Here is a 16,644-nt window from a genome sequence, read left to right as displayed (position 1 = left end):
CGGCCCGACCGTCATCGACCCCCTCCCAGGACCTCGCCCGCCAGCCCGATCACCACCGGCAGCACGCCGACCGCGATGAAGGCGGGCAGGAAGCACAGCCCCACCGGCGCGGTGACCAGGACGGCCGCGCGTCTCGCGCGGGCGGTCGCGGTGCGTGTCCAGTGCGCGCGGGCGTCCGCCGCGATCCGGGCGACGGGTCCGGCCGCCGGAAGCCCCGATACATCGGCACGCTCCAGAAGCCGCGCCAGCCCCCGCGCACCCGGCACCGCGGCGAGCCGGTTCCATGCCTCGGCCGGTTCTCCCCCGAGCCGCACCTCCGCCGCACCGCGCGCGAGTGCCTCTCCCACAGGCCCGCCCAGCGCCTCCCCCACCGCCTGAGCCGCAAGCACCGGCCCGGCGCCGGCGGCGATACAGGCGGCCAGCAGGTCTGCGGCCAGCGGGAGCTGGCGGGCCCCGAGAGCCGCTTGCCCGGCGTCCAGCCCCTGTGCGGTGCCGTCGGCCCGTGTCCGGTGCAGCCGCCGGCGCCACAGCACGCCTGCGCCGGCCAGCCCGACCAGGACCCCGAGGAGCCCTCCGACCAGCACCCAGCCGGCGCACGCCACCGCGGCCGGTGCCAGCCATCTCCGTACGGCGGCAGGCACTCTGGGGCGCGATTTCCGGCTCATCGCCGCTTCCACCGCGAGCAGTTCGGACAGTCGCCGCCGGACCCTGCGTTCGTGCCGTGCTGTGGACAGCCGGTGGGAAGCCCAGACCAGCGCGAGCCCGAGGCCCAGCACGGCCCACAGCCTGTGGACGATCTCCTCGCTCATGCCGCCTCCGCCCCTCGGACGATCCGCAGCGCCCACCACAGCCCCACGCCCTCCAGCACCGCACCGATCAGCAGGCAACCCAGGCCCGCGCCGGTGTGCAGCAGCACCCGCAGGGGGTCGGCGCCGAGGGCGGTGCCGAGCAGCAGCCCGAGGACGGGCAGCCCCGCGAGCATCACGGCCGTGGAGCGCGCGCCCGCCAACTGGGCCCGTAGATCGGCGCGCTGGTCCCGCTGGGCACGCAACGCCCCTTCGAGCCGGTCGAGTCCGGCGGCGAGCCCCGCGCCCTGGTCCACGGCGACCCGCCAGCACGCGGCGAGCCCCAGCAGCCCCTCTGCTCCCGGCCTGCGGGCGGCCGACGCGAGCGCCTCGGGCACATCGCCGCCGAACCGGGCCGCCGCCAGTACCGCGGACTGCGCCTCCCCGAGACCGCCGGACTCGTGCGCGGCCCGCAGCAGCGCCTCGCCCGGCTGCCTTCCGGCCCGCACCTCTCCGGCGAGCACTCCACACAGGGCGATGACCGCGTCCGCGAGGCGTTCCCGGGTGCGCCGCGCTTCCCGGGCCAGCCGCACGCGCCGCAGCAACGGCCACCCGGCCGCCCCAGCGACCACCGGCAGCAGCGAGGCACCCAGCACGGCCAGCACCAGACCCGCGGCCGGCGCCCACCACTCGGACCGCACCCGCCCACGGACTTCGCGCAGACGGCAGGTCAGCCGGGGCCACTTGGGCGGGCCCGTGCCCACCACCCCGCCACCGGCGAGCAACAAGTGCGCCCGTCGCGCGCCGGACTGCGACTCGCCGGCCAGCCAGGCGGCCGCCGCCGCGCACACCAGAACCGCCGCCACCCACATCTCACTCAACGCGATCACGCGCTCCCTCCGTCTCGTCCTCCGCCGCAGGCGGTCCCTCCGGCTCTCTCGGGGCAGTCCTCGCCCAGCAGTTGCCGCAGCCGCTCCCAGCCCCGCTCGGGCACGAACGCCCGCGGGCCCCACCGCAGCGCCGGCACCGTCCGCACCAGCCCCGCCGCGTCCCGCTCCAGGACATGCAGCTCGGCGATGCGCCGCCGCCCTGCGCTGTCGCGCGCCAGGTGCAGCACCACCGACAGCGCCGCGGCCAACTGGCTGTGCAGCGCGGCCCGGTCGAGCCCGGCAGCCGTGCCGAGCGCCTCCAGACGGGCGGGGACATCGGCGGCGGCGTTGGCGTGGACGGTTCCGCCGCCGTCGTGGCCGGTGTTCAGCGCCGCCAGCAGATGCACCACTTCGGGGCCGCGCACCTCGCCCACGACCAGCCGGTCCGGCCGCATTCGCAGCGCCTGCCGCACCAGGTCCTCGAGCGTGACCAGGCCGGCACCCTCCTGGTTGGCGGGTCTGGCCTCCAGGCGTACGACGTGCGGATGGTCGGGCCGCAACTCCGCCGAGTCCTCGGCGAGCACGATCCGCTCACCGGGCCCGACGAGCCCGAGCAGCGCGCTCAGCAGGGTCGTCTTGCCGCTGCCGGTGCCCCCGCTGATCAGGAAGGACAGCCGGGCCCTCAGCAGCGCCCGCAGGACGCCGTCCCCGCCCGGTGGGACCGTGCCCGCCGTCACCAGTTCGTCGAGCGTGAACGCGCGTGGTCGTACGACCCGCAGGGCCAGGCAGGTGCAGCCGACGGCGACGGGAGGCAGCACCGCGTGCAGCCGGGTGCCGTCGGGCAGGCGGGCGTCGACCCAGGGCCGGGCGTCGTCGAGGCGCCGCCCCGCCACCGCGGCCAGCCGCTGCGCGAGCCGCCGTACCGCCGCCGCGTCTCTGAAGGCGACCCCGGTCAGCTCCAGGCCGCCGCCGCGGTCGACCCAGACCCGGTCGGGCGCCGAGACGAGCACGTCGGTCACCGAGGGATCGGCGAGCAGCGGCTCCAGCGGCCCGCTCCCGATCAGTTCGCGCCGCAACTGTTCGGCCGCCCCCAGCACTTCGGCGTCCCCGAGCACCCGCCCCTGCTCCCGCAACGCCTGCGCCACCCGCGCGGGAGTCGGTTCGCCCCCGCTCTCGGCGAGCCGCCGCCGCACACCGTCGAGCAAACCCGGGGTCAGCCCGCCACCGGCCTCACCGGAGCGCGCTACGCCCCGCGGCCCGCCGCCGTCGACCGACAGCCCCAAGCGCGGGGACGCCCCGGCCCCACCGTCGCCCGGCCGTCGGACGCCGGCGGAGTCGGACCGGGACCGTACGGGCTCTCCGAGCTCCGCGTACCCGCTCATGCCGCACCTGCCTCGATCAGGGCCCGCTCCCAGAACTCCTTGCAGAAGCGGGCCAGGGGACCGCGGCCACCCGCGGCGGGCGGGGTCCGGCCGCCGCTCGGTCGGAGCAGTGCCGACTCGACGGGGACCTCGCCGACCAGGGGCAGGCCGAGGAGGCGGGCGACCTCGCGGGCGTCGAGTCCCGGGGCGTAGGGCCCGCGCACGGCGACCCGCAGGTCGCGCAGGACCATGCCGAAGGCGGAGGCCACGCGTCCGGCCGCGGCGAGGGCGCGCAGTTCGGCGGGCACCACCAGCACCGCCAGGTCCAGCTGGGCGAGGGCTTCGGCGACGCCTTCGTCGAAGCGGCGGGGCAGGTCCACGACGACCGTGCCGCCTCGGCGCCGGGCGGCGGCGAGCACCGCGCGGACGGCCTGCGGCGGGACGGCGACGCGGTCGCCGCGGTCCCAGCTGAGCACCCGCAGCGAGTGCAGTTCCGGCAGCGACTCCTCCAGTGCCCCGCTCCCGACCCGCCCGCGGGAGCCGGCGAAGGCGGGCCAGCGCAGGCCCTCGGTGGTCTCGCCGCCGAGCAGCACGTCGAGTCCGCCACCGAGCGGATCGGCGTCCACGAGCAGCGTGCGGACCCCTTCGCGCGCGGAGGTGACGGCGAGGCCGCAGGCGAGCGTGGAGGCTCCGGCGCCGCCACGGCCGCCGATCACGCCGACGGTGAGGGCGGGCCGGCCGACGCCCTCGGCGACGTCGGCGATGCGGTCGACGAGCCACTGTTCGCCGTCGGGCAGCATCAGCACGTGGTCGGCGCCGATCTCGACGGCTCGCCGCCAGACCCCGGAGTCGTCCTGGTCACGGCCGACCAGCACGACTCCTCGTCTGCGGGTGGCCCCGCGCACCCGGCGGGCGGCGTCGTCGCCGACGAGCACGAGCGGTGCTGCCTCCCAGCCGCCACGCCGTTCGGGCAGGGACGGATGGACCTCGGGCGTGGCGCCGGCCGCCGCGCACAGCCGGAGCAGATCGTCCAGCAGATGCGGGTCCTCGGTGACGATGAGCGGTCCGCTCCGCCGGCCTCCGGCCGCGGACGGTGGATCATGGGTGACGACGTCGGTCATGGCGCGACTTCTCCCTTCGCTGCGTGTCCCGCGCGACCCCTGCGGCCACGCGTTTCCCATCCGTGTGAAGAACCGGTGGATCGGCCTCCATATGAGCGGCCGGAAGAAACCGGCCAAAGCGCGTCCGGCAAACGGAAGAGGTCACGAACTCGCCGCGATCGGGACGCGCTGGAATCACGGTGCAGCGAGCCCGGAAAACATGTGGATCTTGGTCAATAACTGTGGACAACCTCGGGGTTGTGAATATCGACGTCACCCATACCGGTGACCTCTGCGCCATCTCCTGTGCGAGTTCCGCAGAGCAGTCCGACAGCTACGCACCGTGACGGATCATGGGCATGCAAAAGAGGCGGCCGCAGCCGCCTCGATGCGGCCGCAGGCCGCGCACAGAAGGAGAAAACCCACCCGGACATGCGACGACCCCCGCCGGGGGGGAGAGCGGGGGTCGTCCCCACGGCCGACTCGGGGGGGGAGGAGTCGGACCGGGTTAGCACGGTCGCGAACGATCCGTGACTTCCATGGTGTACCCGAGAGCCTTCTCAGGCAAACCCACACGCCCCACCTTACGCCGAATGGGCTGCGCCTATGCTCTGGGTCGTGGAAAACCACTCGATGCCCCGCACAGCCGCCTTCTTTGACCTGGACAAGACGGTCATTGCGAAGTCGAGCACGCTCACGTTCAGCAAGTCGTTCTACCAAGGCGGTCTGATCAACCGCAGGGCCGCCTTGCGGACCGCATACGCCCAGTTCGTGTTCCTCGTGGGCGGCATGGATCACGACCAGATGGAACGCACCCGCGAGTACCTCTCCAGGATGGTGCGCGGCTGGAACGTCCAGCAGGTCAAGGAGATCGTCGCCGAGACGCTGCACGACATCGTCGACCCGATCATCTACGACGAGGCCGCCTCCCTCATCGAGGAGCACCACATCGCCGGCCGCGACGTCGTGATCGTCTCCACCTCGGGCGCGGAGGTCGTCGAACCGATCGGCGAGTTGCTGGGCGCGGACCGGGTGGTCGCCACCCGGATGGTCGTGGGCGAGGACGGCTGCTTCACCGGAGAGGTGGAGTACTACGCGTACGGCCCCACGAAGGCGGAGGCGGTCCGGGAGCTGGCGGAGTCGGAGGGCTACGACCTGTCGCGCTGCTACGCCTACAGCGACTCGGCGACCGACCTGCCGATGCTGGAGGCCGTCGGCCACCCGCACGCCGTCAACCCCGACCGCGCCCTGCGCCGCGAAGCACTCGCGCGCGGATGGCCGGTTCTGGACTTCCACCGGCCCGTACGCCTCAAGCAGCGGCTGCCCGCCTTCTCCGTACCGCCGCGTCCGGCACTGGTCGCGGCCGCGGCGATCGGCGCGGCCGCGGCCACCGCTGGGCTCGTCTGGTACGCCAGTCGGCGCCGCGCCGCGCCGGCCTGACCGGCGGCGGTGCGCAGCACAACGAACCCGCCCGGTTTCCGACCGCCCGTTTCCGTCCTGTTTGAACCTAAAAGTAAAGAAGTACGTCCAGGACTTCCGCTTACCCGTGACCTGGAGTACAAAGGACTCAACGGCCCGCGAGACCAAGGACATCCGCGAGGATCACCTTCAATACGCATTTGGCCCCACGGACCGAGCATGAGCACCCGGCACCCACGCGACGTCGACCCGTCGATTACGGGCCAGCCGCACCAGGTGGAGCAAAGTCCTCCGCCTGATGGGCGACATTCGAGGACGCTTGGTAACCGGGTGATCATGCCAGCGGCGGTACGAGGACTCGTACCGCCGCAACCCTGTGCAGCCCCCGAAAGGGGGCTTTTTCATGCTTCTTTAACGCTGCGGGACGGGATTTCGTCCCGCACGGTGGGCCCTTTTCAAGCCACAGCGATGCGGGCCGCTTTCCCGCCCCGGCGACTGTGCCGCGCCGCAGCGCCTCTATGCCGCGCCGCGCCAAAGCGCCTCTATGCCGCGCCCCGCTGCAGCGCCTCGCACACCGCCGTGGACTCGCGCGCACCCAGCTCGACCGCCTTGCCGCAGTGGGCGATCCAGGCCGCCATGCCCTCGGGCGTGCCGGACACATAGCCGTCGAGCGCCGCCAGATAGGCGGCGCGGCCCAGCTCGGCGTGGCCGACCTCGGCCGGGCAGACCGACTTGGGGTCGAGACCGCTGCCGACCAGCACGATCCGCTCGGCCGCGCGGGCGACCAGGCCGTTGTGCGACGCGAACGGGCGCAGCGCCATCAGCTCGCCGTGCACCACGGCCGCCGTGACCAGCGCCGGAGCCGCGCTTCCCGCCACGATCAGCGCGGAGAGCCCCTCCAGGCGGGCGGAGACCTCGTCGGCGTCCGGCAGCGGCAGTTCCACCAACGGCTCGTCGACGGGCTCGCCCGTCTGCCGAGGACGCCCCACGCGGTCGGCGTCGTTCGCGGCCACCACCAGGTGCAGCCTGGCAAGCACACGCAGCGGCGACTGCCGCCAGATGGACAGCAGCTGCCCCGCCTCGGCTGTCAGCCGCAGCGCGCCACCCACCACGCGCGCCTCGTCGTCACCGCTGAAGTCGGTGCGCCGTCGCACCTCCTCCAGAGCCCAGTCCGCTCCGGACAGCGCCGCCGAGCCGCGCGCGCCGCGCAGCGCCGCCTCGGAGGTGATCTCAGTGCTGCGGCGACGCATGATCCGGTGGCCGTAGACCCGGTCCACGGCCTTGCGCACGGATTCGACGGAGTCGGCCACGCCGGGCAGTGCGCCCAGGGCCGCGAGCGGATCGGCGGTCGCGCCTGTCGTACTCATGGGTACGACAGTACGCAACCAGCGCACACACCCCACGAAGGAGTGGTCTTCTTCACGTCCGGCCCTCCCCGGCCGGCCCGTCGCCACTACGCTTACTGAACATGAAAATTGCTTTCGTCGGGAAGGGCGGCAGCGGCAAGACGACCCTGTCCTCCCTGTTCATCCGCCACCTGGCCGCCACCGGGGCACCGGTCATCGCGGTCGACGCCGACATCAACCAGCACCTGGGTGCCGCGCTGGGCCTCGACGAGGCCGAAGCCGCCGCACTGCCCGCGATGGGCGACCGGCTGCCGCTGATCAAGGACTATCTGCGCGGCGGCAACCCGCGCATCGCCTCCGCCGAGACGATGATCAAGACGACCCCGCCCGGTGAGGGCTCCCGGCTGCTCCGGGTGCAAGAGACCAACCCCGTCTACGACGCATGTGCCCGTCCCGTGGAACTCGACGGCGGAGCCGTCCGTTTGATGGTCACCGGCCCCTTCACCGACGCCGACCTGGGGGTCGCCTGCTACCACTCCAAGACCGGAGCGGTGGAGCTCTGCCTGAACCATCTCGTCGACGGTCCCGACGAGTACGTCGTGGTCGACATGACGGCAGGCTCGGACTCCTTCGCCTCGGGCATGTTCACCCGCTTCGACATCACGTTCCTCGTCGCCGAACCGACCCGGAAGGGGGTCTCCGTCTACCGCCAGTACAAGGAGTACGCCCGCGACTTCGGCGTCGAGCTGAGGGTCGTCGGCAACAAGGTGCAGGGCCCCGACGACCTCGACTTCCTGCGCGCCGAGGTCGGCGAGGACCTGCTCGTCACGGTGGGGCACTCCGACTGGGTGCGCGCCATGGAGAAGGGCCGGCCGCCCCGGTTCGACCTCCTGGAGGACACCAACCGGAGCGCCCTGAGCACCTTGCAGGCCGCCGCCGACGCCACGTACGAGCGGCGGGACTGGGAGCGCTACACGCGCCAGATGGTCCACTTCCATCTGAAGAACGCCCAGTCGTGGGGCAACGAGCGCACCGGGGTCGACCTGGCGGCGCAGGTCGACCCCGGGTTCGTGCTCGGCGAGAGCGTCACGCAGCCCGCGTGACCTCGACCCCGCCGGGGCGCCGCCGCTACTGCCGTACGGCCGGCGCTCCCGGTACGCCCTTGGGGGCCGGGGCCGGACGGCCCGAGAGGAACGACGCCCAGCCCTGCTTCGGGGCCTCGCCGACGCCGAGGCTGCGCAGCTTGGCGAGCGTCGCCGGGTCCTGTGCGTCCAGCCAGTCGGCGAGTTGCCGGAAGGACACGCAGCGCACGTCGGACTTGGTGCACACCCGCTCGATGACCTCCTGGACGGCGCGCATGTAAGTGCCGCCGTTCCAGGACTCGAAGTGGTTGCCGATGATCAGGGGCGCGCGGTTGCCGTCGTAGGCCCGCTGGAAGCCGGCGAGCAGGCCGTCGCGCATCTGGTCGCCCCAGAACGCGTACTTGTCCGGGTCTCCCTGGGTCGTGGTGCCGGACTGGTTGACCATGAAGTTGTAGTCCATGGTCAGCTGCTCGAAGGAATGACCGGGGAAGGGCACCAGCTGCATGGACAGGTCCCACAGCCCTTCCTTCTTGCCGGGCCAGACCTGGTTGTTGACGCCGCTGGTGTCGTAGCGGAAGCCGAGTTCACGGGCGGCCTTGCGGAAGTTCTCCTGCCCCTCCAGGCAGGGGGTGCGGGCGCCGATGAGCTCCTTGTCGTAGTCGAAGGGCAGCGGGGCCGCCTTCGCCATGCCCGCGTTGGTCTTCCAAGTCTTCACGAAGTGCTTGGCCTGGGCGATCTCGTCCTTCCACTCCTCGACCGACCACTCGCCCACACCGCCGCCCTTGCCGCAGAAGTGGCCGTTGAAGTGGGTGCCGACCTCGTTGCCCTCCATCCACGCCAGGCGCAGTTGCTTGACGGTGTCGGCGATGCCCTGCTCGTCGTTGAAGCCGATGTCGGAGCGGCCCGGGGAGTGCTGCGGCGGCTTGTAGAGGTCACGCTTGTGCTCGGGGAGCAGATACACGCCGCTGAGGAAGTAGGTCATCGTGGCGTTGTTGTCCTTGGCGACCTTGCGGAAGTGGGAGAACAGCCGCTGACTGTCCTCTCCCGCACCGTCCCAGGAGAACACCACGAACTGCGGCGGCTTCTGACCGGGCTTCAGACGCTCGGGCCTCGGCAGATGAGGCTGGGCGCCCGTGTACGAGGTGGAGCCGTCGCCGATGAGGCGGACCACTTTCTTGGGAGCCGGCGCCGGCTTGGCTTTCTGCGGGCCGGCGACACCATCCTCGGAATGGTCGGTTCCGGTCGCGCATCCGGCCAGTGACGCGGCACAGGCCGCGACGGCCACGGCGCCCGCGGCGATCCTCTGGGTGGCGGCCATCCGCCCACCTTCTTCCTTCTCTCGGGGCAACGCTGGTGACGACCTCGACGGAGGCGATGTGCCGGGACGAGCCGACAGCGCCGTCACCGTCGCATGTGTTCGAGAAGGAATAAGTACGACAAGCCGACCAAAAGGGCACTTCACTCATGGAGGCGACGCATTAGCCCATTTGCGTCGAAAATCCATGCTGGCCCTTTACTCTGCATTACGATCCGTTTACCGAGCGTTGATTCAGAGTTGATCATCCCGCCGCTGCACGCCGTGACCCACGGCCGCGACCCGACCCCGCCGCCCCGGCGGGGACCACCTGTTCCGCGACCGCGCTGCCCCGGAGGAGACGGGAACATGTCAGCCAGCGTCCCTACACACCCCAAGACCTACGACCCGGCCCACAAGCCCGCGCCCAGCGGGCAGCAGACCTCCACGCCCGCCGGGGCCCCTGCCCCCGGACCCGTGGAAGAGCACGCCGCCGCCGACTCCGGCGCCCTCGCCCAGCGGGCCCACCCGCCGCACAGCCCGCCGACGGGCCGGCGCCGCCGCAGCTTCCGTGTCGCCGGCGCCGATGTGTCCGCCTCGATCGCGGTCTTCCTGATCGCCCTGCCCCTGTCCCTGGGCATCGCCCTGGCCACCGACGCCCCCCTCCAGGCCGGCCTCGTCGCCGCCGCCGTCGGCGGAGTGGTGGCCGGACTGCTCGGCGGATCGCCGCTCCAGGTCAGCGGGCCGGCCGCCGGCCTGACAGTGGTCACCGCCGACCTCATCCACCAGTACGGCTGGCGCACCACCTGCGCCATCACCGTCCTCGCCGGCTGCACCCAACTGCTCCTGGGCCGACTGCGGGTGGCCCGCACGGCGCTCGCCGTCAGCCCGGCGATCGTTCACGGCATGCTCGCCGGCATCGGCGTCACCATCGCTGTCGCCCAGCTGCACATCGTCCTGGGCGGCACACCGCAGAGCGCGGTGCTCGACAACCTCGCCGGACTGCCCGCCCAGTTGGCCAAGGTGCACCCCGCCGCCGTCGCGATGAGCGTCCTGACCCTCGCCCTGCTGTTCCTGTGGCCCAGGATCCCGGGCCGGGCGGGACGGCTGCTGCGGACGATCCCGGCCCCGCTCGTCGCCGTCGCCGGTGCCACCGCGACAGCCTCGGTCACCGCCCTCAGCCTGCCCAAGGTCGAACTGCCGTCCTGGAGCAGCCACGCGCTGGCCGGCATGCCCGAGGGCCCGGTGACCGGCATCGCCACCGCCGTCCTCACGATCACGCTGGTGTGCAGCGTCCAGTCGCTGCTGGGCGCGGTCGCCGTGGACAAGCTGGCCGCCGCACGGGGGGCTACCTCCGCACGGGGGGCTACCTCCGCACGGGGGGCTACCTCCGCACGGGGGGCAGCCTCCGCACGGGGGGCTGCCTCCGGACAGGGGCGGGCTCGCGGTGAAGGGCAGACGGAGGGCGACACCGGGGCCACGGCCCCTTCCGGTCGCGCCCCCCGTATCGCCCGCTCCGACCTCGACCGTGAACTGCTCGGCCAGGGCGCCGCCAACATCGTCTCCGGAGCCCTCGGCGGTTTGCCCGTCGCCGGTGTGGCGGTGCGAAGTTCGGCGAATGTGCAAGCCGGTGCCGTCAGCCGGAACTCCACGGCGATGCACGGCGTTCTCGTAGTAGTCGCCGCGCTGCTGATGGTCCCGATCCTGGAGCTCATCCCGCTCGCCTCGCTCGCCGCCCTGGTGATGGCCGTCGGCATCCAGATGGTGTCCCTGCACCACATCCGCACGGTGACCCGGCACCGAGAAGCACTGGTGTACGCCGTCACCACCGCCGGCGTGGTGTTCCTCGGAGTCCTGGAGGGCGTGGCGCTCGGCGTCGCCGTAGCCGTGGCCGTCGCACTCAACCGCCTCACCCGCACCCGTATCACGCACGACGAGAAGGAAGGAGTCCATCACGTACATGTACGAGGCCAGTTGACGTTCCTCGCGGTGCCCCGGCTCAGCCGCGCCCTGCATCTCGTACCCCAAGGCGCCCAGGTCGTCGTGGAGTTGGACGGGTCGTTCATGGACCACGCGGCCTACGAGTCACTACAGGACTGGCAGACCTCGCACACCGCCCACGGAGGCACCGTCGAGCTGACAGGACGCCGCGCCGGAGTCCGCATCGCCGAACCCGCCGTCCTCGCCGAGTCCCGCGAGGGCGAGGGCACCGGTGACGGGGAGCCCCCGGCCGACCCCGCCGCCTGCCGCTGTCGTCCCTGGACACCCTGGCGCAACCATCAGTGCGACCGCCCGGCCGAGACGGCCACCGACGGAGCCCCCGCGCCGGACGCACGCCACGCGCCCGGCGCCCACGCCGAGGACGCCCGCGCCCAGACTCAGGCCCACGCTCAAGGCCACACCCACGCTCAAGGCCACACCCACGCCCACGCCCACGCTCAAGGCCACACCCAGCCCCAGCCCCAGCCCCAGGAGCGACTGTCCACCCGTGCCACCGGACAGCCGCCCGGCACGGACAGGGCTGCGGCCGGATCCGATGGGCTTGCACCCGGGGGCAGGCCCGTCACCGCCGCCGACCAGGACGGACACGCCGGCCCCGACGGCCAGGCCGACCCCGGACCCGCCGGACCCGCCGGAGCCACCGACCCCGACCCCGACCCCGACCCCGGACCCGCCGGAGCCACCGACCCCGACCCCGACCAAGCCGTCCGCGCCCCGGACACCGGCCTCGACGACAAGACCCACGCCCACCCCGACACCCCCGCCCCACAAGAGGAGGCCCCCCACCCAGACGCCCACGCGGCCCACCCGCAACACACCCCGACCAATCCGACCAGTCCGACCAGTCCGACCAGTCCGACCACCACTCCCAGCACCCCCCTCGCCCCCAGGCGCGGCCAGCGCCAACTCGTGCGTGGGATCACCGCGTTCCAGCGCAACACCGCTCCCCTGATGCGGGGCGAGTTGGCCCGACTGGCCCGGGAGGGGCAGCGGCCTTCGCAGTTGTTCCTGACGTGCGCCGACTCGCGCGTGGTCACCTCGATGATCACCTCCAGTGGTCCGGGCGACCTGTTCGTGGTGCGCAACGTGGGCAACCTCGTACCGCTGCCGGAGGCGGAGAGCGGGGACGACTCGGTGGCGGCCGCGATCGAGTACGCGGTGGACGTGCTCCAGGTGCGGTCCATCACGGTGTGTGGGCACTCGGGATGCGGGGCCATGCAGGCGCTGCTCAGCGCCGAGCCGGCAGGTGCTCAGACCCCGCTCAAGCGGTGGCTGAGGCACGGGCTGCCGAGCCTGGAGCGCATGGCGGACGACAGCCGGCCCTGGGCGCGGTTGGCCGGGCGGGAGCCGGTCGACGCGGTCGAGCAGTTGTGCCTGACCAACGTCGTCCAGCAGCTGGAGCATCTGCGCGCCCATGAGTCGGTGGCGCAGGCGCTGCGGCGCGGCGCGCTGGAGCTGCACGGGATGTACTTCCACGTGGGCGAGGCCCAGGCCTACCTGCTCACGGGAGACGAGGGAAGCGAGGGAGCCGAAGGGCGGGAGGGGCACGAGGGAGGCACTCTGTTCGAGCATGTCGCGGGCGCGGAGGAGCTGCGCAGCCCGGTGTGAGGGGCGTTACATGCAGGTAGCCGCCTGAACCCGGTGGCAGGGGCGTCCGTGGGAACCGTCGGACAAAACGATCGGACGCCCCGGCCACGGCGGCGACCAGCAGCCCACACAGGTCTAAACCAATTTCCGGACGACCCTTGTCAGCGGACCCTCGGGTCTGATGAGCTGTGGCCTGGGACACAACGGACACCCTGGGAAAGGGAGATGTCGTGAGCAACGAGAGCCTGGCCAACCTCTTGAAGGAGGAGCGACGCTTTGCGCCGCCCGCTGACCTGGCCGCGGACGCCAACGTCACCGCGGAGGCGTACGAGCAGGCCAAGGCTGACAGGCTCGGTTTCTGGGCCGCGCAGGCCCGGCGCCTGACCTGGGCCAAGGAACCGACGGAGACCCTGGACTGGTCCAACCCGCCGTTCGCGAAGTGGTTCAAGGACGGCGAGCTGAACGTCGCCTACAACTGCGTGGACCGGCATGTGGAGGCCGGGCACGGCGACCGGGTCGCCATCCACTTCGAGGGCGAGCCGGGCGACAGCCGCGCCATCACCTACGCCGAGCTCAAGGACGAGGTGTCCAAGGCGGCCAACGCGCTGCTGGAACTGGGTGTCCGGCAGGGCGACCGGGTCGCCGTGTACCTGCCGATGATCCCCGAGGCGGCGATCGCGATGCTGGCGTGCGCCCGGATCGGTGCGGCGCACTCGGTGGTGTTCGGCGGCTTCTCGGCGGACGCGCTCGCCACCCGTATCCAGGACGCGGACGCCAAGGTCGTCATCACGGCCGACGGCGGCTACCGGCGCGGCAAGCCGTCCGCGCTGAAGCCGGCGGTGGACGAGGCGATCACCAAGGTCGACAACGTCGAGCATGTGCTGGTCGTGCGCCGCACCGGCCAGGACGTCGCCTGGGACGGCAGCCGCGACGTGTGGTGGCACGAGATCGTCGAGCGGCAGTCCGCCGAGCACACGCCTGAGGCGTTCAACGCCGAGCAGCCGCTCTTCATCCTCTACACGTCCGGGACGACGGGTAAGCCGAAGGGCATCCTGCACACCTCCGGCGGCTACCTCACCCAGACCGCGTACACCCATCACGCCGTCTTCGACCTCAAGCCGGAGACGGACGTCTACTGGTGCACCGCCGACGTCGGCTGGGTGACCGGGCACTCGTACATCGTGTACGGGCCGCTCGCGAACGGCGCGACGCAGGTGATGTACGAGGGCACGCCGGACACGCCGCACCAGGGCCGGTTCTGGGAGATCGTGCAGAAGTACAAGGTCACCATCCTGTACACGGCGCCGACCGCGATCCGTACGTTCATGAAGTGGGGCGACGACATCCCCGCGAAGTTCGACCTGTCGAGCCTGCGGGTGCTGGGCTCGGTGGGCGAGCCGATCAACCCCGAGGCGTGGATCTGGTACCGCAAGCACATCGGCGCCGACCGGACCCCGGTCGTGGACACCTGGTGGCAGACCGAGACCGGCGCCATGATGATCTCGCCTCTGCCCGGCGTGACCGAGGCCAAGCCCGGTTCGGCGCAGACGCCGCTGCCCGGCATCTCGGCGACCGTCGTCGACGACGAGGCGAACGAGGTGCCCGACGGCGGCGGTGGCTATCTGGTGCTGACCGAGCCGTGGCCGTCGATGCTGCGCACCATCTGGGGCGACGACCAGCGGTTCATCGACACGTACTGGTCGCGGTTCGAGGGCAGGTACTTCGCCGGTGACGGCGCGAAGAAGGACGACGACGGGGACATCTGGCTGCTGGGCCGGGTGGACGACGTGATGCTCGTGTCCGGGCACAACATCTCCACCACCGAGGTCGAGTCCGCGCTGGTCTCGCACCCGTCGGTCGCCGAGGCGGCCGTGGTCGGCGCGGCGGACGAGACGACCGGCCAGGCGATCGTGGCGTTCGTGATCCTGCGGGGTACGGCGTCCGAGAACGACTCCCTCGTCGACGAGCTGCGCAACCACGTCGGCGCGACCCTCGGCCCGATCGCCAAGCCCAAGCGGATCCTGCCGGTGGCCGAGCTGCCGAAGACCCGCTCCGGCAAGATCATGCGACGGCTGCTGCGGGACGTCGCGGAGAACCGTCAGCTCGGCGACGTCACCACCCTGACCGACTCCACGGTCATGGACCTCATCCAGGCGAAGCTCCCGGCCGCGCCCAGCGAGGACTGAGCCGTACGGAGCACAGAGCCGTGACGGGCGGCACCCTGCGCGGGTGCCGCCCGTCACGGCTGCAACGCGCACCACAGCGCATCTTAGGTAAACTAAGCAAATAGGTGTGCCGGGAAGTCTGGTCGGCAGCTGCTCCGTCCTGCCCACCGACCGGAGGTCCCCGCCGTGACCGCCCCCCGCGACACCGCCCCCCGCAAGGTCCTCGGACGCCTGTCCCTGCCCGAGCGGCGCTATGTGGCGGAGGCGCTGCGCACCGAGACCGTCGGCGGCGTGCTGCTGCTGGCCGCCGCCATCGCCGCGCTGATCTGGGCCAACGTCCCCGCACTGCACGACAGCTACGAGAGCGTCGCGCACCACCACTTCGGCCCCGAGGCCCTCGGCCTGAACCTCTCCGTCGCCCACTGGGCCGCCGACGGGCTCCTCGCGGTCTTCTTCTTCGTGGCCGGCATCGAGCTCAAGCGCGAGCTCGTCGCCGGAGACCTGCGCGAGCCCAGGGCCGCGGCGCTGCCCGTCGTGGCCGCGCTGTGCGGCATGGCGGCGCCCGCGCTGGTCTACGTCCTCACCAACGCCGCGGGCGACGGCTCCCTCAAGGGCTGGGCGGTGCCCACCGCCACCGACATCGCCTTCGCGCTCGCCGTGCTCGCGGTCATCGGGACCTCACTGCCGAGCGCCCTGCGCGCCTTCCTGCTCACGCTCGCCGTCGTCGACGACCTGTTCGCCATCCTGATCATCGCCGTCTTCTTCACCGGCGACATCGACTTCGCCGCGCTCGGCGGCGCGCTCGCCGGCCTCGTCGTCTTCTGGCTGCTGCTGCGCACGGGCGTACGCGGCTGGTACGTCTACGTACCGCTGGCCGTGGTGATCTGGGGCCTGATGTACAACAGCGGCATCCACGCCACCATCGCGGGCGTCGCCATGGGCCTGATGCTGCGCTGCACCCCCCGCGAGGGCGAGGAGCACTCCCCCGGCGAACAGATCGAGCACCTCGTACGCCCGCTGTCGGCGGGACTCGCCGTGCCGCTGTTCGCGCTGTTCAGCGCCGGTGTGTCGGTGTCGGGCGGCGCGCTGCGGGAAGTGTTCACCCGGCCGGAGACCCTCGGGGTCGTGCTCGGCCTGGTCGTCGGCAAGACGGTCGGCATCTTCGGCGGCACCTGGCTGACCGCCCGCTTCACCAGGGCGTCCCTCAGCGAGGACCTGGAGTGGGCCGACGTCTTCGCGGTGGCCACGCTGGCCGGCATCGGGTTCACCGTCTCGCTGCTCATCGGCGAGCTGGCCTTCGAGGACGACGCGACACTCACGGGCGAGGTCAAGGCGGCCGTCCTGGTCGGCTCGCTGATCGCGGCGACCCTCGCCACGGTCCTGCTGAAGATCCGCAACAGCAAGTATCGGCGCCTGTACGAGGCCGAGGAGCGGGACGACGACCTCGACGGCATTCCGGACATCTACGAGCAGGACGACCCGGCCTATCACCTCCGTATGGCCGCGATCCACGAGCGCAAGGCGGCCGAACACCGCAGGATCGCGGAGGAGAAGGCCACCGCGCGGCGTGCCGAAGTGACGGGCGGGGCAAGCGCGGAGAACGACCGTCCGGCATGATCTGACGGGACGGTACAA

General features: G+C 72.1%; 11 protein-coding genes. 5 read left to right on the top strand and 6 right to left on the bottom strand.

Annotation, left to right across the window (positions count from 1 at the left end; genetic code table 11):
• Positions 1-11 precede the first annotated feature (11 nt).
• From ACIGXJ_RS12125 to ssd, 4 genes are read right to left on the bottom strand one after another with little or no spacing between them, the layout of a single operon-like run.
• Positions 12-809, bottom strand: a complete 798-nt coding sequence (locus tag ACIGXJ_RS12125) for a type II secretion system F family protein (RefSeq protein ID WP_399643468.1) — start codon at positions 807-809, stop codon at positions 12-14.
• Positions 806-1,657 (bottom strand): type II secretion system F family protein, encoded by an 852-nt coding sequence (locus ACIGXJ_RS12120; protein ID WP_399643708.1) that lies wholly within the window; start codon positions 1,655-1,657, stop codon positions 806-808. The genes ACIGXJ_RS12125 and ACIGXJ_RS12120 overlap by 4 nt, the downstream gene beginning before the upstream one ends.
• Before the next feature lie 14 nt (positions 1,658-1,671).
• Entirely contained in the window at positions 1,672-3,036 is a 1,365-nt protein-coding gene (locus tag ACIGXJ_RS12115) for a TadA family conjugal transfer-associated ATPase (protein WP_399643467.1), read from the bottom strand.
• Positions 3,033-4,136 carry a septum site-determining protein Ssd gene (ssd, locus tag ACIGXJ_RS12110; protein ID WP_399643465.1) on the bottom strand — a complete coding sequence of 368 codons (1,104 nt, stop codon included), beginning with the start codon at positions 4,134-4,136 and terminating at the stop codon, positions 3,033-3,035. Before ssd ends, ACIGXJ_RS12115 begins: the two co-directional genes overlap by 4 nt.
• 585 nt (positions 4,137-4,721) lie before the next feature.
• Here ssd and ACIGXJ_RS12105 point away from each other — a divergent pair.
• Positions 4,722-5,555, top strand: a complete 834-nt coding sequence (locus ACIGXJ_RS12105; protein WP_399643463.1) for an HAD family hydrolase — start codon at positions 4,722-4,724, stop codon at positions 5,553-5,555.
• A 521-nt stretch (positions 5,556-6,076) separates the two neighbouring features.
• Here the strand turns inward: ACIGXJ_RS12105 and ACIGXJ_RS12100 are convergent.
• Complete coding sequence (locus tag ACIGXJ_RS12100) at positions 6,077-6,901, bottom strand: oxidoreductase (protein ID WP_399643461.1); 825 nt, start codon at positions 6,899-6,901, stop codon at positions 6,077-6,079.
• A gap of 101 nt (positions 6,902-7,002) precedes the next feature.
• Here ACIGXJ_RS12100 and ACIGXJ_RS12095 point away from each other — a divergent pair, with 101 nt between their 5' ends.
• Entirely contained in the window at positions 7,003-7,983 is a 981-nt protein-coding gene (locus ACIGXJ_RS12095) for an ATP-binding protein (RefSeq protein WP_399643459.1), read from the top strand.
• Positions 7,984-8,008: 25 nt separating this feature from the next.
• On the opposite strand, the gene ACIGXJ_RS12090 is transcribed toward ACIGXJ_RS12095, so the two are convergent.
• Positions 8,009-9,280 carry a hypothetical protein gene (locus ACIGXJ_RS12090; RefSeq protein ID WP_399643457.1) on the bottom strand — a complete coding sequence of 424 codons (1,272 nt, stop codon included), beginning with the start codon at positions 9,278-9,280 and terminating at the stop codon, positions 8,009-8,011.
• Between the two features lie 345 nt (positions 9,281-9,625).
• Between ACIGXJ_RS12090 and ACIGXJ_RS12085 the strand changes: the two genes are divergently transcribed.
• The 3 genes from ACIGXJ_RS12085 to nhaA all read left to right on the top strand — a co-directional run bounded on the left by ACIGXJ_RS12085 (position 9,626) and on the right by nhaA (position 16,626).
• Complete coding sequence (locus ACIGXJ_RS12085) at positions 9,626-12,865, top strand: SulP family inorganic anion transporter (protein WP_399643455.1); 3,240 nt, start codon at positions 9,626-9,628, stop codon at positions 12,863-12,865.
• 209 nt (positions 12,866-13,074) lie between these two features.
• Positions 13,075-15,030 carry an acetate--CoA ligase gene (gene acs, locus ACIGXJ_RS12080; RefSeq protein ID WP_399643453.1) on the top strand — a complete coding sequence of 652 codons (1,956 nt, stop codon included), beginning with the start codon at positions 13,075-13,077 and terminating at the stop codon, positions 15,028-15,030.
• A gap of 165 nt (positions 15,031-15,195) precedes the next feature.
• The gene (gene nhaA / locus ACIGXJ_RS12075; protein WP_399643452.1) at positions 15,196-16,626 is read left to right on the top strand and encodes a Na+/H+ antiporter NhaA; all 1,431 of its coding nucleotides are present in this window, start codon (positions 15,196-15,198) and stop codon (positions 16,624-16,626) included.
• Positions 16,627-16,644: the final 18 nt, after the last annotated feature.

It is taken from the genome of Streptomyces sp. NPDC053367 (assembly GCF_044545925.1).
GTDB lineage: Bacteria > Actinomycetota > Actinomycetes > Streptomycetales > Streptomycetaceae > Streptomyces.
This window is presented reverse-complemented; position numbering and strand designations above follow the sequence as displayed.